The 204-nt window shown below is 50.0% G+C and carries 1 protein-coding gene; it reads right to left on the bottom strand.

Going from position 1 to position 204, the window contains the following annotated elements; translation table 11 throughout:
• A partial coding sequence (locus tag AC0QHF_RS29260; RefSeq protein WP_324707807.1) for a zinc ribbon domain-containing protein occupies positions 1-168 on the bottom strand: 168 nt, incomplete at its 3' end.
• Positions 169-204 lie beyond the last annotated feature (36 nt).

Below are 204 nucleotides of genomic sequence, written 5' to 3'. Positions count from 1 at the left end.
TACAACGCCTCCAAGACGTTTGATATTGTTGGCTCCATTAAAATCAGCGTCGCCTTCCCATCCGCAATACCCACACTTGAAAGTCTTGCCAGAGCGGTAAGACTTTCCTCTTTCGGGGTGGATATGCAGGCATCTATGGCAAGTCTGACTGGTGTACGCAGGGTTCACCAGAACAACGGGGACACCTTTAGCCGTTGCTTTGTA

This window comes from Lyngbya sp. CCY1209, assembly GCF_055795065.1.
Note: the sequence above shows the minus strand (reverse complement) of the source record. Positions and strands in the feature narration are given on the sequence as shown.